The sequence below is a fragment of the Paenibacillus sp. FSL R5-0908 genome, assembly GCF_038006245.1.
Taxonomy (GTDB): domain Bacteria; phylum Bacillota; class Bacilli; order Paenibacillales; family Paenibacillaceae; genus Paenibacillus_AQ; species Paenibacillus_AQ odorifer.
The window spans coordinates 5,502,727-5,519,586 of the sequence record NZ_JBBOUV010000001.1 but is presented as its reverse complement, the minus strand read 5'-3'; the positions used below and the strand labels follow the sequence as shown (position 1 = coordinate 5,519,586).

Sequence of the window (16,860 nt, the reverse complement as noted above, 5' to 3'; positions counted from 1 at the left end):
CCACAGACGAGTCCCAATCAGGGGCTCGTCTTCTTTTTTGAGAAATTGAATAAAAACAAACAAGATCTGTTAAAAAACAAACCCATCTCTTCGAGCTAGGAGTTATGATAAGAGGAGAATCCGAAACGACTTCAGTTGGGGGAAATACATGATCTCGTATCTTTCTAGAAGCCCAATCAAAATTAAGCTGCTTATCTATTTTTTGCCTATTCTTGTGTCATCCGTTGCGCTTACCGGTTTCTTTTCCTATTTCACCGCCGTTAAGCAGCTCGAACAAAACGCTTATTATTTGCTAAGCGATACAACCGAGCAAACGGGCTTTTTTCTTAACGACAAGCTTTACACGATCTTCGAACAGCTGGTGTCAATCGAGAACAATTCGGCTTTTCAATATATTTTATTAGATAATGGACAAGACGAAGGAGAACATCGCTACGATGATATCATCGATCTTCATAAACAGTTCGAGGAAGCCTACCGGAATCATTTGCAAGTCATCGATTCTATTTTTGTCACGTTTAATAATGGCCGGACCTTCAACATACAGAAGGACTTTATTCCCCGGCATGTCGGTGTGAATCTTAATGAATGGCTGGCCCGATACAACCAAAAGGATGCAGAAAGCAGTTATTACTGGTTGAATACGCATGAGGATCAAGTGTTTACTACTGTCACGAAACGTAATGTTGTAAGCGTATTTAAAATTATCGGAAATCTTGATTCCGAGGTCAGTGGCATGGCTCTCATTAATATGAAGGAATCCTATCTGCTCGACATTTTACAGAATGTCAATATTAGTCCCAATGGCTCGCTGGCTCTGATCAGTCCAGATGGGGTGATGTATTCCAAGCCGTTATCCAAAGAGTACGCTATCGGCGATGAGATCGTGAACGATATCCGTAATAACGCTAATCACCAGGGAGATTTAAGGGCAGACAGCAAGTCTGATCAACATATGATGATTCACTTTACCACTTTATCGCTGAACGGGTGGAAGCTCGCCGCCATCGTTCCTGAAAGCGATATCTTAGCCAAGGCAAGCCAGATCAAATCGATAACGCTTACAATCGTAGCTGTTATTCTCGTAGTTTTTATTATCATGGCCACCTATTTTGCGAGCAGCCTGACGAATCCCATCCGTTATTTGTCCAAACAAGTGAAGAGCTTTAGACAAGGAAACCTAAATGTTAACTTTCAGCTGAAAGAGCAAAATGAAATTGGTGTATTAGCCAGTGGGTTGGAGAATTTGGTCGATTCGGTTCGCCAATTGCTGGAGCAAGTTAAGGATGAACAGGAACAGAAGCGGCAAATGGAGTTATTAGCATTGCAGTCGCAAATTCAACCACATTTTCTATACAACACGCTCGGATCTATCAAACATATGATTGATTTGGGTGAAAAGGAAAAGGCTTCGACAATGGTTAGCGCGCTGGCCCACTTTTTTCGGATCGGCATTAGTAGAGGGCGGGAGGTCATAACGCTTAGAGAAGAGATCGAGCATGTTCAAAGCTACTTGCAAATTCAAAATATCCGCTACCAGAAAGATTTTGAATTTGAGATTCAAGTTGAAGAGAGCATTATGCATCTTCCTATCATGAAACTGACCTTGCAGCCTATTGTGGAGAACGCCATCTATCATGGCATCAAAAACAAGAAGGGAAAAGGGATCATCAGAATAACAGGAAAGCCGAGCGGGGATGCAGCAATAATTGAAGTCTTCGACGATGGTGCAGGGATGGATGTAGAGAAGTTAGAGGAGATGAATACATCTATTCAAGCGCAGAATGTTCAAGAGGCTCCAGTGACATTCGGGCTGCGTAATGTTCACCGACGGCTGGCGCTGCAATTCGGCTATGGGTCCGGAATTCAGCTAGATAGTGAAGAAGGGGTTTATACCATAGTGACTGTAAGGATTCCATATACGATAAATGAGGTGACGAATCGTGCATAAGCTGGTCATTGCAGACGATGATGAATGGATTAGGGAAGGGCTTCGCAGGAATATCCATTGGAATCAGGGAAACATTCAGCTGGCAGGAGTTGCAGTGGACGGGAAGGAAGCTTGGGAGCTTATCCAAAGGGAGAAGCCGGATCTACTGCTCTCGGACATTCGCATGCCTTTTATGGATGGACTGAAGCTTGCTGCCCAAGTGAAGGAGAATGGCTTGGATTTGAAGATTGTCTTCTTAACTGGGTATGATGATTTTTCTTATGCGAAGGAGGCTCTACAGCTTCAAGCGTTTGATTACATACTAAAGTATGAAGACAATGATAAAATCCTGCGGACGATTATGAATGCATCTGAGGCACTGGAGGAAGAGCGGAGAAAACGTAAGAAGGATATAAAAAGCCATGGTCTTATCGTGAACCAATTTTTTAGCGAGTTGATCTCTGGGCCGGGGAATGAGGATTCGATTGATAGGGAGGCGAAGCTGCTCGGTTTAACATTCTGCGGCTCGATGTTCGTGATGGCTGTTCTGAGCTTGGAGGGTGTCGGAAGGTTTCTTAAACCCAATAAACCAGTCGATCTGGAGCTGTTATTGTTCACTCTCAAAAACCTCTGCAATGAAGTGCTAGAATCTGCAATTTGCGATGGAGTTCAGGTGTATGCGATTCAATATAACCACCGGATCAATCTGCTGTTCAACTACCGAAACGAGGATGCGGAGAAGCTGAAGCAGGATACCGAGCATATTGCCCGCCGCTTAACGGTGATGATTGAGCAATATCTCAAAATTCACGCCAAGATCGGTATAGGCAGCATTGGTGAAGGGTTTAAACATATTGGCGTCTCCTATGAGGAAGCATTGATTGCGACACAGATGAAGGATGTCCGGATGGATCAATCGATTATTTTCTATGATCAGGTCAAATATTCAAGCAATTCGCATCAAGCTATTCTTCGCACGATTATGGATTATATCGCAAATCATTATCATAATGAGAATCTGGACTTAAAAGAAGTAGCGGAGACGGTCCACATTACGCCATCGTACGTCAGTACTTTGTTTAAAAAGTATACGGATGTTAATTTTTGTGAGTATATTGTCCAAGTGCGAATAGATAAAGCTACTGAACTGCTTGTGCATACCGATTTAAAGGTATATGAGGTCGCTGAGAAAATTGGGTATGTGAATACCCAGTATTTTAGTGTTTTGTTCAAGCGGCATACAGGGTTTACCCCGATGGAGTATAGACAGCAGCATAGCTCGTAATAGTTGGAAAGCGTTCACAAACAGCCTTATTCCAGTCGGTGACTGGGGTGAGGTTGTTTTTTTACTGCTATTTTTATTTTCAAAAAAACAAACAAACTTTGCAAGATATATTATTTAGCTAGCTTCATGCATAGCCTATTATTCTTATTGAGGTGATTATTTCATGAAGGTGAAACAACAATTAGCAACAGGACAAGTGACGGGAACGTCCAAGAGAAAAAACAAGATGATCGGCAGCGACAGGATATTTCCTTACGTTCTGATCATCCCGACTGTCGTTCTCATGGCAGTTATTATGTTCTACCCTATTTTACAAGTCTTCCAACTAAGCTTTCAGAACTATGACTTGACTCGGCCGATGGATGACGGTTTTGCCGGGTGGAGTAACTTTAAGCAGATCTTATTCCATGACGATCTATTCCCAAGCTCGCTATGGATAACCATCAAGTGGGTGGTTATTGAAGTCGCTCTTCAGCTCGTGTTCGGCTTAGGTGTGGCCTTGCTGCTTAATCAGGCCTTCCGGTTTAGAGGCGTTATACGTTCGCTCGTGCTGATTCCTTGGGCGGTATCAGGCGTTCTTACAACAATGCTGTGGTCCCTCATGTACAACCAGCATATCGGAGTCATTAACGATCTTTTGAAGAGGTTAGGAATTATTCACGAGAATATCGCTTGGCTGTCGAACACCCATACCGTATTTGGTTCGGTTGTACTGGCCGAGTTGTGGAGAGGGATCCCGTTCTTCGCAGTCGCGCTGCTTGCTTCCTTACAGTCTATTCCGAAAGAAGTCTACGAGTCCTGCGAAGTCGACGGTTGCGGAAAGGCAAGAAAGTTATTTTCCATTACCCTGCCTTATCTTAAGGAAAGCATTATTTTCACTACGATGCTAAGAGCCATCTGGGAGTTCAACTCTATCGATATGATCTTCACGATGACAAACGGCGGTCCAATGAATATGACAACCACTCTCCCGATTTATATGTTCCAAACGGCAATTTTGAACGGGAATTATGGCTATAGTTCGGCTATGGGGGTTCTTTCCTTCGCTGTTCTAATGATTTTCGTGGTCGTTTATATGAAATTAAGCAGAGGTGGCCAAGATGATTAAGCTTAAACGTTTTTTAACCACTTTGTGTTTGTTCTATATTCCTATGACTGTTACGTTGTTGTTTGTCCTGCTGCCTTTTCTATGGGACATCTCAACTTCCCTTAAACATGAAAATGACATTATCAGCTCCACGATTCGTTACCTTCCGCATCCGATTACGTTTGATAATTTCATAAAGGTGTGGAGCGTCAACAATTTTTCGAGATTTTTCGTAAACAGTCTTTTCATCTGTACGGTGTCGGTGATCTTTATTACATTGCTGTCGATTTTCAATGGCTATGCTTTGAGTAGATTCAAATTTGCTGGAAAAAATGCTTTTATGCTTATGATGCTGGGCACTCAGATGCTTCCGGTGATTTTATTCGTCATTCCGTTGTTTCTGATTTTTAAGAGCATGGGGATTATGAATACGCCTTTTGCGATCATATTGTTCTATATCGTTTCACAGGTTGCATTCAACTCGCTGTTGATGCAAGGATTTGTATCCGGTATCCCGAAGGAAATTGACGAAGCGGCTATGGTCGACGGAGCAGGAAGATTCCGGGTCTTGTTCACGATCATTACGCCAGTAATTCTGCCGGGGATCGTAGCGACAGCTCTGTTTGCCTTCATCGGCTGCTGGAATGAGTTCTTGGTTGCTTTCTCGTTCCTGACAGATGCGTCCAAATTTACGATTCCAATCGGACTGAAGTATTTGATCGGCCAGTACAGTGTAGAGTATGGGTCGCTCGCAGCAGGCAGCATTATTGGATTGATACCGCCTATTGTGCTCTTTATGTTCATTCAGCGTTATCTGATTCAAGGTCTGACGGGCGGTTCGGTCAAAGGATAAGAAGGAAAAGGACATGGGGAGGATTACTACATGAATCTTGGAGAATACGCAGAGCCATGGGTTTCAGATCAGGGAGACGGAACGTATATCAATCCGATCCTGCATGCGGACTATTCGGACCCGGACGTAATTCGCGTCGGTGATGACTTTTATATGACCGCTTCTAGCTTCGGGCACATTCCCGGATTGCCGATCCTGCATTCGAAGGACTTAGTCAATTGGGCAATCATCAATCACGCTGTGCTGAAGATGAACTTGGAGGGGTATGACCGTCCGCAGCATGGCAATGGCATCTGGGCACCTAGCCTGAGATTCCATGCCGGAAAGTTCTGGATCTTCTATGGAGATCCAGATGTTGGCATCATGATGACTTCAGCGGTGGACCCTGCCGGAGAATGGGCGCCGCTGCATCTGGTTCAGGCAGGCAAAGGCTTAATTGATGCTTGTCCCTTCTGGGATGAGGATGGACAGGCGTATTTGATTCATGCCTATGCGAAGAGCCGCAGCGGCATTAAGCACAAGCTGCGGCTGTGCCGAATGTCCGCTGACGGTAAAGGGCTGCTGGACGAAGGCCAGATTGTCTATGACGGGACCGAAAATCATCCGACCCTGGAAGGACCAAAGTTATACCAGCGCAACGGATATTATTATATCCTTGCTCCGGCAGGAGGCGTGGCAACCGGATGGCAGACAGCGTTCCGTTCCCGAAACATCTGGGGCCCTTACGAGGACCAAATCGTTCTGCAACAAGGGCAGACCTCAGTAAACGGCCCGCATCAAGGTGGACTAGTGGAGCTGGAATCGGGCGAATCGTGGTTTGTCCATTTCCAGGATAAAGGACCTTATGGCCGGGTTGTTCATTTGCAGCCGGTCAGCTGGGTAGATGACTGGCCATTAATGGGAGAGCTTCAAGCAAGCGATGGGGCTGGAGAGCCAGTGATACGTTACCGAAAGCCTGAGGTCGGGAAGGCATACGCAGTGTCAGCGCCAGCAACTTCTGACGATTTCGATACTTCTACGCTTGGATTACAGTGGCAGTGGCAGTCTAACCCCGAATCGTCTTGGCATAGTCTCGAGGCAAGAGAAAGCTATCTTCGGTTAAATGCTGAACATAAACCCGTTGACAGCAAAGGGCTATACCATAGTCCGCAGCTCTTGCTGCAGAAATTCCCAGCACTTTCGTTTACAGCAGCCTGCAAGGTTGACCCTTCGGGGCTGGGAATGGGGGAGTCCGGAGGTTTGATGATTTTTGGTTATCGTTATTGTTGCTTGGTGGTACGAAGATTAGAAGACCAAGAACTGAAGGGGACGCTAGCCCTATCGCTTATGCAAGGAGATGATACGGGAGAGATAGAAGTATGGTCATGTCCTTTGATCGAGACGGATAATCTCTTCCTGCGGGTCAAGGTATTAGAGGATGCGACTTGCCATTTCAGCTATAGCTTGGAAGGTACAGACTTCACTTCCGTACCTGTAGAGTCATTTCAAGCTATAGAAGGACATTGGGTGGGAGCTAAGACAGGTCTATTTGCCGCAGGTTCCGGCAATGGAGGGTATCTTGATATCGATTGGTTCCGAATCACCAAGTAACCGAATAACCCAAAACAAAGGAGAAGCTTATGCTTAACGTTTCGAAGCGGAATGAGCCTCTGGTAAAACATATTTACACTGCCGATCCGTCGGCTCATGTTTTTGAGGATAAACTATATATTTATGTGTCTCACGATCTTGAAATCAGCGTTCCCAACAACTTAGATGGAGATCATTATGCTATGGAGGATTACCATGTTCTAACTATGGATGATAGGTCAGCAGAATTCGTAGACCATGGTGAAATACTCCATAGGAAAGATGTCCCGTGGGTATCCAAGCAAATGTGGGCTCCGGACGCTGGCTTTCGAAATGGCAAATATTATCTTTATTTTCCGGCACGGGATCTCAGCGGCGTGTTTCGGATTGGTGTGGCGACAGCGGATTCACCGGCGGGACCTTTTACGCCGGAAGCGGATTACATGGAGGGAAGCTTCAGCATTGATCCGGCCGTATTCAACGACGATGACGACGAGGTTTATCTAGTTTTAGGAGGGCTTCGCGGGGGGCAGCTGGAGAAGTGGAGTACGGATACCTACATGCCTGATGGTACGGGGCCGGCTCCACACGAACCTGCATTGGGACCTCGCGTGGCAAAGCTAAGCGAAAATATGTTGTCCTTCCAGGACAAATTAATGGAAATCTCCATCATTGATACTGAAGGACGTCCTATTCTAGCAGGCGATGAAGAACGAAGATTTTTTGAAGGTCCTTGGATGCATAAATACGAGGGGAAATACTACCTCAGTTTATTCTACAGGGAACACACATAAAATCGTCTACGCTATTGGTGACAATCCGCTGGGACCGTTTACGTTTCAAGGCACACTTTTGACCCCGGTGATCGGATGGACAACGCATCATTCCATCGTGAACTTTCGGGACAAATGGTACCTATTTTATCATGATAGTTCTTTGTCGGACGGTGTGAGCCATAAGCGCTGTGTGAAGGTTACTGAATTAAAGTATAATGCGGACGGAACGCTGCAAATGATCGATCCAAATTTAGTATAGCTAGACTGGTATGGCAACAAGGAATGGTTTTGTAGGATTCCCCTCAGGTAGGCAGTGGAAACAGACCTCATGGTAGATGAGTCTAATCACAGTCAATCGGAGGGGATCTTTTTATATCATAATTGGATGCGTTTTCATTGAAAAGGGGGTGATCATTCGGGTAGGGGCGTTTCACTAAAATAAGTAGGAGGGATCGGATCAAATGATTAAAAAAGTGCTAAGTAGTTTAATGCTGGGAAGTTTATTGGTGACTTTAACTTGCTTTAATCCAGCAGGCAACGCAAAGGCGGCAGCAGTAAATACAATTCCTAACGCGTCTAAGGTTGAGCAGAGTTATGACAGCAGTTTTTTATCAGTTCCTGGTTTTGCATCATTAGGTGTAAAAGATAGAAGCAGTTATGCAGGTACCTCATATTATCGAGTGGTCAGCAATGGCCGAGAGTTTTTACAAGCAATCTTGGATGCAGGCAGTGGTGCTGTAAAAGTTATTGAAGTTACAGATAATCTAAACTTAGGGTGGACTGAATTAGCACTAAATTCTACTGAAATTTCAAAATATAGCTTTGTTACAAAATATCCTGATCCATCAAACGGATTCACGAACCCACTCTTAATAACCTCCGGTGTATCCAAATTAAGCATAGCCAATATTGATGGATTAACGATTTTTTCAGCATCTGGTAAAACTATTAAACACGCCGAATTAAAATTACAGAGCACAGTGAATGATATTGTCATTAGAAATCTCAATTTTGATGAAATGTGGCAATGGGATGATACAGGTGAGCACAAAGAGGTAGGCTGGACTTTTATCAAGGTAAATGGCGCAAACAATGTATGGATAGACCACTGTAAGTTTTCGATAGCCGCGGATGGAATGATTGATATGGAAAATGGTTCAACGAATGTAACTTATTCTTGGAACGAATTTGGTCTATCGGCAGCTCAAAATCCAGCGACTAGTAGTTCTATTTATAAGTCAATCGAATATATGGAGCAAAAATATGCAGCAGGATCACTGAACTCCTCCACCAGCCTTTATTATAAAATGCGTAACGAAGGGGCTACCAAAAATCAAATCATGGCTTATGCCGCCTATCACTCCAAAGTTCATTTGGTAGGATCGGGTGACAAGGATTATACGAATTATGTGGGTTCTAACGGTGTGGAAATTAAAGATGGAAATCAAAGGCTTCGCTTAACTTTAGCATACAATCGTTATACAAATGTTGGGTCGCGTCTGCCAATGATTCGTCAAGGAGTTGGGCACTTATTTAATAATTCTTTTGATAACTCTACACATCAGAATGCACTCGACAGCGTTGTAGCAATCTCCAAATACGGCAATGATAAATTATCGCGTGGAATGAACGCCAGAAATGGAGCTTCTATAGCGGGGGACACGAATGTCTATAATGCTTTTAATGAACCGCTGATTGGTGCGGAGCGTCAAGGGGATGATACCGCCAATATGAATGCTCCTTTTGACGTATTGTTTAAGGATGCGATGAACCATAGTTTAATTGTAAATTCTACAGTAACAACTAGTAGCGGAACAACCTATACAGGCAGCAGCTGGGATAATAATGGCCTTAATGCCTTTACTAGCGGAATGAACTGGAATAACAAAGCAACCATTGGCCAGTTGGCTTGGTCATCATCAATAGTCGGCGTTGAAAATATGAGTAAATCAAACCCGCCATCTACGCCTTTTACATTCACTTATGGGTATAACGAGCAATTGCCTTATGCTTATAAAACAGTTCCTCTATCTGGCGTTGTCTCCACAGTAAATCAATATGCCGGAGTCTCAAAAGTTACTTGGAACACTGCGGAGTGGTTAAAAACAAATTATTATGATGCCTATTCGACGATCGAAGCAGAACGTTATACCAGCATGTCTGGTGTGAAAAATGAAGCGAGTTCCGAAGGCGGTCAGAATGTCGGCTATATAGAGAACGGCGATTATATCGTGTTTAATAATGTTAACTTTGGAAGCGTCAGCCCCACGAGTTTCCAAGCAAGAGTAGCGAGCGGTACATCGGGAGGAACTATCGAAATTAGACTGGACAGCTCAACAGGAACTCTGGTTGGAACTTGTCCGGTAGCAGGAACAGGCGGCTGGCAGACCTGGGTGACTAAAACATGTGCAATCAGCGGCGCCACCGGCACGCATAATGTATATTTGAAATTTACCGGCTCAAGCGGATATTTATTGAATCTCAATGGGTTCAAGTTTATTAAGTGATTTTATTAATTTCTGAGGGAGAGTGAAAACACTTTATGGTGGGGCGGGTAGAGAGGTCTCGGCTGGAGTGGAAGCGGGATTTATACCGTAGAATGCAGTCGATCGGGCGGATGCGGTGAAATGAACGGTATAAATCCCGCAGAACGCAGCTGATCGAGCGGATGTGGCGAAATGAACGGTATAAATCCCGCAGAATGCAGCGGATGGGGTGAATACTGTGAAATGAACGGGATATATCCCGCAGAATGCAACTGATGGAGCGGATGCGGAGAAATGAACGGTATAAATCCCGCAGAATGTAGTCGATCGGGTGGATGCGGGGAAAAGAACGGTATAAATCCCGTAGAATGCAGTCGATCGGGCGGATGCGGAGAAATGAACGGTATAAATCCCGTAGAATGCAGTCGATCGGGCGGATGCGGAGAAATGAACGGTAAAAATCCCGCAGAACGCAGTCGATCGGGCGGATGTGGGGAAATGAGCGGTATAAATCCCGCAGAATGCAACTGATGGAGCGGATGTGGGGAAATGAACGGGATAAATCCCGTAGAATGCAACTGATGGAGCGGATGTGGGGAAATGAACGGTATAAATCCCGCAGAATGCAGCTGATCGAGCAGATGCGGTGAAATGAACGGTATAAATCCCGCAGAAAGCACCGTATGGACCGGGACCAATACACCCTAAAGGAGTGATTCCCCTCATTAACCGGAGACTCACTCCTTTTTTATAACCAACTTTATAATCCAGTCAACGACGACCTCCGTGATGCTTAACTGTGTATTTTGCTGAACTCGATTCGCGAGCTGAAGGACCTAGTAAACTCTTTTTCGATTATTGTTTTCATGATGTTGTGATGCACTTTGAGTTGTGATTGATCGGCGTGGTCTCTAAGGAGTTCAAAGAGCGCTGCTGATTTTTTGAAGCCTGTATCATCGTCTAGCTTGATGCTTAATAATAAGATTTCTAGAATAGTGTTGATCGTATCGTACAAATTCTCTTGTTTATAGTAATACATCGCCAGCAAATAAATGTAATCCTCATGGTATTTGATGTTCACAATAGTCTCATGTTCTCCTATGTCATCAACATTGATTTTGAATTCCTTGAGAATCCAATCAACGGAATAATCATGTATTATCGAAGATTCTAAGATTGTAATGAGTCCCGGCAATAATTCTTCGTCATCACTTTTTCTAATAAACTCAACGTATTTATGCAGGACTCCCATTTTGCCTTCCAGCAGATCGATAACGTATGAATTGGCTTTTGCTATATTGCGGTAATATTCGACTTCATAAATACCCTCTTCATCTAAACCTACTATCCAGCCCAGGTCAGCATACTTCTGAATACATAGTTTTGCCTCGTCATACTTACCGGTCTTTTGTAGTGCTATACCTTTTGCGCATGAGCTATATCCAAAATAATAGGGGATACTCCGCTTCAGTTTAGTACCTCTTATGAGATTACTATTGTTTTCATATATGATGGAAATTTGTTCGTGTAGCTTGTCTGCAATTTCAATCATGGCATCCCAATTCTCAAATGAAAATGATGCCTTAAGCATCTGAATCAAGGAATCCACATTTAACTCTTCCAAATCCAACTTCAATCCTATCTCCCTTTCTAGAGCATATCATGCATCGATTAAGATAATTGTATTTCATTTCTAAATTATTCATTTATTTTACATTAAATCATGTGATTTCCATCACGTTACATAAGGTCAAAAGGGTCTTTATTAATAATTTTCAAAATACAGTGAAGTTAAAAGCGTATGCCCGTTTCGTCGGACTTGATTTCAAGGAAAGAGATGCGATCTTCAGTGATAACTATTTCGACCTGTCAGCTGGCGTTTCAAGAATCGTTACGGTTGCCAAACAAGATCTCGATAAACCAGCTACGGCTGAGGAATTGCGTGCCCAGCTTACTATACGTTCCGTCTTTGATATTTAAGAAAAAGGTTATTTTCCTACTATATCCTAGGTTACGAATCTCCAAATGACAGTTTGATGATATATATTCTAGTGGTTTAGACTCTGCGTATAGATAGATCAATATTTTACTATAATAGGTATAGATATTAAGATTGTATACCCTTCCATTTCACTCTAAAATAGACTTCGAAGAAGCATTAACTACAAACCATAAACGTTCTATTGAGCTACCTTAAGGAGAGTGCAAACATATTATGAGTATTTATTATGACGACAACCGCAAGGTGTTTCATTTACAGTCTGAGAAATCCAGCTATATTATTGAAATGATCAAAGGTGTTATTCCAGCGCATGTCTACTGGGGCCCAAAATTGGCAGGGAGAGAATTTCAACATCCGTTGAATTTGGTGGAACGTTGCTCTTTTAGTCCAACTTATTTGCAGGAGGATAAAAATATCTCCCTCGACACCTTGCCAAGCGAATTCCCTTCTTATGGAAACGGGGATTTCCGCGAGCCGGCACTTGAGGTTCACCTAGTAGATGGCACGACCGTAACGGATTTCCGTTATAAGAGCCACACCATTAATAAAGGAAAACCTGCACTCAAGGGTCTGCCTGCTACTTATGTTGAAAGTGAAGAAGAAGCAGAGACCTTGGAAATTGTACTGCAAGATGATAAAACAGGATTGATCGCTGCCTTGAGCTATACCGTATTTAACGACCAGGATGTTATAACACGTTCCGTGCGGATTGAGAATCTGGGTAAGGACAATCTGGTTTTGAAAAGAGTATTAAGCGCGAATGTTGACTTCCATGATTCAGACTATGACATGCTGCAATTATCCGGTACTTGGACTAGAGAACGCCATATTCACAAAAGACCACTCGTTCCTGGCATCCAGCGGATTGACAGCAAACGCGGCTCCAGCAGCCATCAGCAGAATCCTTTTATGGCCTTGCTTGCAAAAGATGCAACAGAGGATCATGGCGAAGTTTATGGATTCAGCCTTGTGTATAGCGGTAGCTTCCTCGCCCAAGCAGAAGTGGATCAATACGGAATATCCAGAGTAGGGATCGGTATTCAACCTTTCAACTTTCAGTGGCTGCTTGAACCGGGCGAATCCTTTCAAGCTCCTGAGGCCGTATTGGTAAGATCCAGTGAAGGGCTTGGTGGGTTATCGAGAACCTATCACCGTCTTTATCGGACACGGTTATGCAGAGGTGAATTCCGCGATAGCAAGCGTCCTATTCTGATTAACAACTGGGAAGCGACTTATTTTAATTTTAACGCGGATAAAATCAAAGAAATTGCTAAAGCAGGCAAAGAGCTAGGCCTGGAGCTGTTCGTGCTGGATGACGGCTGGTTCGGCAAACGTGATAACGACGACAGCTCCCTGGGAGACTGGGTAGAGGATCGTCGCAAGCTGCCTGAAGGTCTTGGAAAGCTAGGCGAAGATATCACGGCAATGGGCATGGAATTCGGATTATGGTTCGAGCCAGAAATGGTATCGCCTGAAAGTGATCTTTACCGTGAACATCCAGACTGGTGTCTTCATGTACCTGGGCATAAAAGTTCATTAGCCCGCCAGCAGCTAGTGCTGGATCTATCCCGCAAGGATGTATGTGATTATATCGTCGAGTCAGTTAGCTCGGTATTATCATCCGCTCCAATTACTTATGTGAAATGGGATATGAACCGGAATATGACGGAGATTGGATCAGCGCTTCTTCCAGCCGAACGTCAACGTGAAACGGCACACCGTTATATCCTTGGACTTTATGATGTGCTGGAACGTATCGTTACCCGTTTCCCTCATATTTTGTTCGAAAGCTGCTCCGGCGGTGGAGGACGATTTGACCCGGGAATGCTGTATTATATGCCACAGACCTGGACTAGCGATGATACGGATGCAGTGGAAAGATTGAAGATCCAATACGGAACAAGTATGGTGTATCCTGCGAGTTCAATGGGTGCCCATGTGTCGGCTGTTCCTAACCATCAGGTACATCGTATTACTCCTTTGGAAACACGTGGTCATGTCGCGATGTCAGGTAATTTCGGCTACGAGCTGGATTTGACCAAGCTTACTGAAGCTGAACGCGAGGATATCCGCAAGCAGGTTTCGGAGTACAAGGAACTGAGAATGCTGATTCAGTACGGTGATTTCTATCGACTGCTAAGTCCTTTTGAAGGGAACGAGACGGCATGGATGTTTGTTTCCGCTGATAAAAAGGAAGCCTTCGCCACCTACTTCCAAGTTCTGGCCGGGCCTAATCCACCGTTGCGCAGATTGCGTCTGAAAGGACTCGACCCTGCGAAATCGTATAAGCTTGAGCTTAACGGCGGAGTATTCAGAGGGGATGAGCTGATGCACTTCGGACTCACGCTTCCACAGCTTGAGGGCGATTTCAGAAGCCTACTTTTCGTGCTTAGAGAAGTTTAATCAAAAAAAGGAGGGTGCCCCAAAAGCCAATGGCTGCTGGGCATCTTCCTTTTTTTCTCCTTTTTTGAGTTCTTTTGTGAATAGCCGCGCGCCCGAAGCTGTTATTGGATGGGGCGCTTTGCGGGATGCTTACTTGGCCTTAGCCGGGGATAGCGTACGCGAATTAGGGTGTTTAGTAAGATGCTTACCAAGCCGGGGCCTGCTGGACGCCAATTAATGCGACTTGCAAGTTGCTTACCCATCCAACACAGTGCTATCGGACTCAGTGGACGCTAATCGCAGTCTTTTCACACATTTGGAGTTTTATCGGACCGCATAGTCGCTATTGGCTCGAAAAGTACCAAATATGCACATCTTTCGAAGGAATAGCTGCACTGGAGTCCGAAACTGTGCTCAAAAGACGAAAAATTAGCAAATAGCGTCATTGGGGTCCGAAAGTGGCGGGGGATGGTTGTGAGTCGGTGCTGCCGGACACGAATTAGGGTGTTTAGTAAGATGCTTACCAAGCCGGGGCCTGCTGGACGCCAATTAATGCGACTTGCAAGTTGCTTAACCATCCAACACAGTGCTATCGGACTCAAATGCCGCTAACCGCTCGCTTTTCACACATTTGGAGTTTTATCGGACCGCATAGTCGCTATTGGCTCGAAAAGTACCAAATAAGCACATCTTTCGAAGGAATAGCTGCACTGGAGTCCGAAACTGTGCTCAAAAGACGAAAAATTAGCAAATAGCGTCATTGGAGTCCGAAAGTGGCGGGGGCTGCTTGTGAGTCGGTGCTGCCGGACACGAATTAGGGTGTTTAGTAAGATGCTTACCAAGCCGGGGCCTGCTGGACGCCAATTAATGCGACATGCAAGTTGCTTACCCATCCAACACAGTGCTATCGGACTCAAATGCCGCTAACCGCTCGCTTTTCACACATTTGGAGTTTTATCGGACCGCATAGTCGCTATTGGCTCGAAAAGTACCAAATTTGCACATCTTTCGAAGGAATAGCTGGACTGGAGTCCGAAACTGTGCTCAAAAGACGAAAAATTAGCAAATAGCGTCATTGGAGTCCGAAAGTGGCGGGGGCTGCTTGTGAGTCGGTGCTGCTGTACGCGAATTAGGGTGTTTAGCAAGATGCTTACCTAGCCGGGGACTGCTGGATGCGAATTAGTGCGATTTGCAAGTTGCTTACCCATCCAACACAGTGCTATCGGACTCATATGCCGCTAATCGCAGTCTTTTAACACATTTGGAGTTTTATCGGACCGCATAGTCGCTATTGGCTCGAAAAGTACCAAATATGCACATCTTTCGAAGGAATAGCTGCACTGGAGTCCGAAACTGTGCTCAAAAGGCGAGAAATTGGCAAATAGCGTCATTGGGGTCCGAAAGTGGCGGGGGCTGCTTGTGAGTTGGCACCACCAGATCTGAATGGTTACTACTTGCATCCACCGGCCCCGAATTAGCACGCCACGCCACGCACGCCACGCACGCCGCACACCACGCACGCCACTCAGCTCTATCGAAGCCGAACGGACATACCGAGCAACATCAATTTTCAAAAAACACATGCTTGGACAGGAACTCTAGGTCCTGCTCGCGGTAAGTGGAGGGGCTAACTCCAAAGTAGGAACGAAAGACTTTGCCAAAATAGCTGGCATTGTCAAACCCGGTGTCCACAGCGATCTGGTAGATCGTCTGATCTGTTGTTTTCAGCATAGATGCTGCCAGCTCGATCCGTCTCCTTCTTAAATACTCAAAAGGTGAGAGATTGATGTTTTTTTGAAATAGTCTGCAAAGATGATGTTTGGAAATTCCAACATGTGCGGCGACATCGTCTAAGCTAAGGTTATTATTGTGCAGATCATTTTTCATAAATTGTATAGCGGCATGAAGTTTGTCATTTTTTATATAGGTGGTTAACAAACTCGGTTTCTTGAGGTATTTCTCCATGGACAATATCCACTGAAAGGCTTTCCCCGTTAGAAAATGCAAATCTCTTTCTTCATCAACCTGGATGTCCTTGAACATACTCCACAACAAATCCATCGGAACCGATTCCTGAGGGAGTTCTATAATGGGACCGCCATGTCCGATCAGCTGGTTCCAGAGTGAAATAGCTAGAGGTCCTCGTACATTCAGCCAAATGAATTCCCAAGGCTCTGTACCTTCCTCCGGATAATAATATCTGTGTATACTGGGGACAGTCACTAGGAAAGCCTTGCCCTTCGTTAATGGGTGAACAACCCCGTCTATTTCAATTCTACCCTCTCCAGATAAGGTGTACTGAAAAATAACACAACTTCTCTCCGTCCGGTTCTGGCCGTTAAATGAATATGCCGGAGTCTCGGCTTGTTCCCAGCCAATGGAATCAAACAGAAGCATAGAAGCTTGTTCTTCCGAGCGAATGGTGTAGGAGGAGCGCAACATTAGCAGGTTTCCTTTCCATGGTTCGTTACTTCATTCAAAGTGTAAACT

At 44.6% G+C, this 16,860-nt stretch carries 11 protein-coding genes and 1 pseudogene; 9 read left to right on the top strand and 3 right to left on the bottom strand.

The genetic code is table 11. The features are described from left to right. The first annotated feature begins 148 nt into the window (after nt 1–148). The 7 genes and pseudogenes from MKZ09_RS25115 to MKZ09_RS25085 all read left to right on the top strand — a co-directional run bounded on the left by MKZ09_RS25115 (nt 149) and on the right by MKZ09_RS25085 (nt 10,007). Nucleotides 149–1,951: a cache domain-containing sensor histidine kinase gene (locus MKZ09_RS25115; protein WP_076207974.1), complete on the top strand. Its 1,803-nt coding sequence runs from the start codon at nt 149–151 to the stop codon at nt 1,949–1,951. Continuing rightward, on the top strand, nt 1,944–3,215 hold the full coding sequence (locus tag MKZ09_RS25110; RefSeq protein ID WP_076207970.1) for a response regulator: 1,272 nt from the start codon (nt 1,944–1,946) through the stop codon (nt 3,213–3,215). The genes MKZ09_RS25115 and MKZ09_RS25110 overlap by 8 nt, the downstream gene beginning before the upstream one ends. A gap of 163 nt (nt 3,216–3,378) precedes the next feature. Then, the gene (locus MKZ09_RS25105) at nt 3,379–4,323 is read left to right on the top strand and encodes a carbohydrate ABC transporter permease (RefSeq protein WP_076207963.1); all 945 of its coding nucleotides are present in this window, start codon (nt 3,379–3,381) and stop codon (nt 4,321–4,323) included. Next, a complete protein-coding gene (locus MKZ09_RS25100) occupies nt 4,316–5,155 on the top strand; it encodes a carbohydrate ABC transporter permease (protein ID WP_076207961.1) in 840 nt (279 codons plus the stop codon). Before MKZ09_RS25105 ends, MKZ09_RS25100 begins: the two co-directional genes overlap by 8 nt. Nucleotides 5,156–5,185: 30 nt before the next feature. Next, nucleotides 5,186–6,745, top strand: a complete 1,560-nt coding sequence (locus MKZ09_RS25095) for a glycoside hydrolase family 43 protein (protein ID WP_076207957.1) — start codon at nt 5,186–5,188, stop codon at nt 6,743–6,745. Nucleotides 6,746–6,774: 29 nt separating this feature from the next. Then, nucleotides 6,775–7,759: pseudogene (locus MKZ09_RS25090) on the top strand (glycoside hydrolase family 43 protein). Nucleotides 7,760–7,961: 202 nt separating this feature from the next. After that, the gene (locus MKZ09_RS25085) at nt 7,962–10,007 is read left to right on the top strand and encodes a carbohydrate-binding protein (RefSeq protein ID WP_076207953.1); all 2,046 of its coding nucleotides are present in this window, start codon (nt 7,962–7,964) and stop codon (nt 10,005–10,007) included. A gap of 33 nt (nt 10,008–10,040) precedes the next feature. On the opposite strand, the gene MKZ09_RS25080 is transcribed toward MKZ09_RS25085, so the two are convergent. Together MKZ09_RS25080 and MKZ09_RS25075 are read right to left on the bottom strand one after the other, a co-directional pair. Further along, nucleotides 10,041–10,712, bottom strand: a complete 672-nt coding sequence (locus MKZ09_RS25080) for a hypothetical protein (RefSeq protein ID WP_143767388.1) — start codon at nt 10,710–10,712, stop codon at nt 10,041–10,043. 67 nt (nt 10,713–10,779) lie between these two features. Then, nucleotides 10,780–11,622, bottom strand: coding sequence for a hypothetical protein (locus MKZ09_RS25075; protein ID WP_076207951.1), 843 nt, complete (start codon nt 11,620–11,622; stop codon nt 10,780–10,782). Between the two features lie 89 nt (nt 11,623–11,711). Here MKZ09_RS25075 and MKZ09_RS25070 point away from each other — a divergent pair, with 89 nt between their 5' ends. After that, nucleotides 11,712–11,966 (top strand): glycoside hydrolase family 2 protein, encoded by a 255-nt coding sequence (locus tag MKZ09_RS25070; RefSeq protein ID WP_256719306.1) that lies wholly within the window; start codon nt 11,712–11,714, stop codon nt 11,964–11,966. 235 nt (nt 11,967–12,201) lie between these two features. After that, entirely contained in the window at nt 12,202–14,391 is a 2,190-nt protein-coding gene (locus MKZ09_RS25065) for an alpha-galactosidase (RefSeq protein ID WP_076207945.1), read from the top strand. A 1,542-nt stretch (nt 14,392–15,933) separates the two neighbouring features. Here MKZ09_RS25065 and MKZ09_RS25060 read toward each other — a convergent pair. Beyond that, complete coding sequence (locus MKZ09_RS25060; RefSeq protein WP_076208405.1) at nt 15,934–16,812, bottom strand: helix-turn-helix transcriptional regulator; 879 nt, start codon at nt 16,810–16,812, stop codon at nt 15,934–15,936. Nucleotides 16,813–16,860: the final 48 nt, after the last annotated feature.